This is a genomic window from Paenibacillus sp. Y930 (assembly GCF_056786375.1).
In genome coordinates, this window is the sequence record NZ_JBXCIX010000021.1 from 1 (window position 1) to 3,141 (window position 3,141).

4 protein-coding genes are annotated in these 3,141 nt (G+C 34.4%); all 4 read left to right on the plus strand.

What is annotated here, in order from left to right; all coding sequences use genetic code 11:
• Positions 1-705: 705 nt before the first annotated feature.
• The 4 genes from AC1TO5_RS21090 (at position 706) to AC1TO5_RS21105 (ending at position 2,969) form a co-directional block, all read left to right on the plus strand.
• Positions 706-1,083 carry a hypothetical protein gene (locus AC1TO5_RS21090; protein WP_482064807.1) on the plus strand — a complete coding sequence of 126 codons (378 nt, stop codon included), beginning with the start codon at positions 706-708 and terminating at the stop codon, positions 1,081-1,083.
• Positions 1,084-1,301: 218 nt separating this feature from the next.
• Entirely contained in the window at positions 1,302-1,610 is a 309-nt protein-coding gene (locus AC1TO5_RS21095; RefSeq protein ID WP_482064808.1) for a hypothetical protein, read from the plus strand.
• A 201-nt stretch (positions 1,611-1,811) separates the two neighbouring features.
• Positions 1,812-2,348, plus strand: coding sequence for a histidine phosphatase family protein (locus tag AC1TO5_RS21100; RefSeq protein ID WP_482064809.1), 537 nt, complete (start codon positions 1,812-1,814; stop codon positions 2,346-2,348).
• 165 nt (positions 2,349-2,513) lie between these two features.
• Positions 2,514-2,969, plus strand: coding sequence for a hypothetical protein (locus AC1TO5_RS21105; protein WP_482064810.1), 456 nt, complete (start codon positions 2,514-2,516; stop codon positions 2,967-2,969).
• The last annotated feature ends 172 nt before the right edge of the window (positions 2,970-3,141 follow it).

Below are 3,141 nucleotides of genomic sequence, written 5' to 3' on the forward strand. Positions count from 1 at the left end.
GCTACGCCTTGGTCACTTTGATGATTTAGCAGAAGTAGTAGAATCAGTGACAACTTGCATACGCAAGTTCGTGAATACCTGAACGTTATAAGAAATTGGCGGAATGAAAAGGGCGATTTAACAAGATTAATCTATCAAAGCAGAATGCTCAGATTATTGACTTGTTGAAGAGTGAATTACCGAAATAGATTAAGGAAGTTTATGCGGTAATTGAAAAGAGACTTGTCGAAGTAGAGTCATGACGCTTATGCGGTGATTGAAAAGCGATTTGTCGAAGTAGATCCAAGAAGCTTATGCGGTAATTGAAGAGCAATTTGTCGAAGTAGTTTCAAGAAGCTTATGCGGTGATTGAAAAGCAATTTGTCGAAGTAGATCCAAGAAGCTTATGTGGTGATTGAAAAGTGATTTGTGGAAGTAGATTCAAGAAGCTTACGCAATGATTGAAGAGCATTTGTCGAAGTAGAATCAGGAGGCTTATGCGGTAATTGAAGAGCTAATTGTCGAAGTAGTTCCAAGAAGCCGCCAACATCTCATAACACCGTATTCACGCGGCGGTTACGCCTTGGTCACTGTGATGCTTTTGGCAGAAGAAGCCGATTCAGTGACAACTTGCTACGCAAGTTCGTGAATACCTGAACGTTATAGGAAATCAGTGAGAATCCATAAACATTTTCAAAAATATCACTGAATGGGGGGATGTTCTAAATGAAGAAGATGATACTCCTATTGATGTTTATGCTGCTTATGAGTTGTCAGAGTCAACAAGAAGAATACATGATAATAAAAGACGAACAAGGGAATGTTTTAGCTACAAATAATGATTTTAAGGAAATTGTAATTGCAGCTATTACAAGTAAACCAATTAAGGCGCTATATTTAGAATTTAAGGATAATGAAAAACTCAGAAAAATTGTTAAAGATAATTATGAAAAGTCAATTTACTTTTATCATTCAGAAGAATTATTATTTTCAGAAGAGATATTTATAGAACATCCTGAATATCTGTTTAATATAATATTTCAAAGCTTGGACGAAAAAGAATTATCACGAATGGAAGAAATCTTGAAAATATACAATGATTAGTATACTCAGAGAAGCCACTGACATCCTATAACACAGTATTCACGCATCGGCTACGCCTTGGTCACTTTGATGTTATTGGCAGAAGTAGCGAATTCAGTGACAACTTCCTACGGAAGTTCGTGAATACAAGAACGTTATAGGAAATCAGCGCAATGCAAAAAATACAAACCACTTTGCATAAACTCTTAAAAATCTAATTACAAGTAAAAGGAGCTGATATGATGAAGGATAAGATTTTTAAGTTTGGACGTATACCATCAAACACTTTAATAACAGTTCTTTTTTATGCAGGAATTCTACCGATAATGTACCAAGCAATTGTATTCGGGAAAAAAGTATATTGGAATAACTTTATTCAAACACAAGTGAAAGAGGGAAATTGGTATACGGGCAAGGAAATAAACAATTTACCTTTAGGGGTATTGCAAGGAGTAATTTTATTTTTAATATCTATCATTATATGGAAAGTGATTTGTGAACTAATATTATTTGTAGTTCGATATTTTGAAATAAGAATAGAGAAATAAGGAGAAAGATCATTTCTCAGCAATTTCGAAGAAGGCGCTGACATCCGATAACACAGTATTCACGCTGCGGCTACGCCTTGGTCACTTTGATGCTTTTTGGCAGAAGTAGCAGATTCATGTGACAACTTGCTGCGCAAGTTCGTGAATACAAGAACGTTATATGAAATATGACGAGAGAATATAAAATCAGGAGAAAAATGCATGAAAATAGGATTAGACAGACATTTCAGGGTAGTGGATATTACGAAAATCCTTTGGATGACATCATCAGAATTCAATAGTTGGGTCGAATACTATGATCAATGTGATATTGAAAGTGCAGAATTTATAGGGGAAATAGATTGGGAGCATTGTTATTCAAGTGATCAATCTAGGGCATTAAAAACAGCTGAACTAATTTTTAATGATAAGATAACTACAACAAACTTATTACGAGAAATAAACATTAAAGCAGTTGTTAAAACTAAATTCAAATTACATCGTTCATTTTGGTTAATCTTTGGTAGAGTAGGTTGGTTGTTAAACCATTTCACACAGGAAAGTAAAAAAGACAGTTTATTAAGGGCAAAAAAAGTAATTGATGAAATCGAATTAAATAATAATAAGACCACACTAGTTGTTACTCACGGAGCATTTATGACAGTTTTAAGAAACGAACTGAAAAGAAGAGGCTATATAGGTGAAAAATTTTTAAAACCACTAAATGGTAAGGTTTACTTATTTGAAAGAGACTTTTGATAGTAACTCTGGAAGTGGCATACTTCATATAACACAGTATTCACGCTGCGGCTGCGCCTTGGTCACTTGATGCTTTGGGCAGAAGTAGTAGATTCAGTGACAACTTGCTGCGCAAGTTCGTGAATACCTGAACGTTATCAGAAATTACCGATAGAGAGGAAAAACATGAACACTACATACTTAATTGAATGGGCAAAAACAAATAATATTGTAGAAAGAACAGAAAAAGGACTTGAAAACTATTTAGAAAATTGGAAGAAAGAAGATCGAGGTGAGTTTTTTAGTGCTTTTAATGGGAAGTCAAATCTTAAATTACTTAAGACAGAACTTCGTTCAATACAACTTACGCATGTGAGTGGGTATTCTGATTTTGTATATTGTAACTTAAGAATTTTGTATCTTGGCAATGATATAGGAGATTACAGAATGGTATTTACACTTGACGGAGAAGTCGACGATGATTTGATTCATTTCGATAAACATATGGAGAGCACAATTAATGAAGGAACAATTAAAGTAGAAGTAATAAAAAGAGCAATAAAGGAAGGATATATAATTGAAGAAATTTCAAAACTTGTAGATCTAGATGAAGATATGATAAGACCGCTATTTGTAAGTTGAACGAAGATGACGGTAACTTCTGATAACACAGTATTCACGCAGCGGCTACGCCTTCGTCATATTGATGCTTTTGGCAGAGTTGTAGATTCAGTGACAACTTGCTGCGCAAGTTCGTGAATACCTGAACGTTATGTGAAATCACAGTAAAAAGTTAGCATTTCAAGGAGGATAA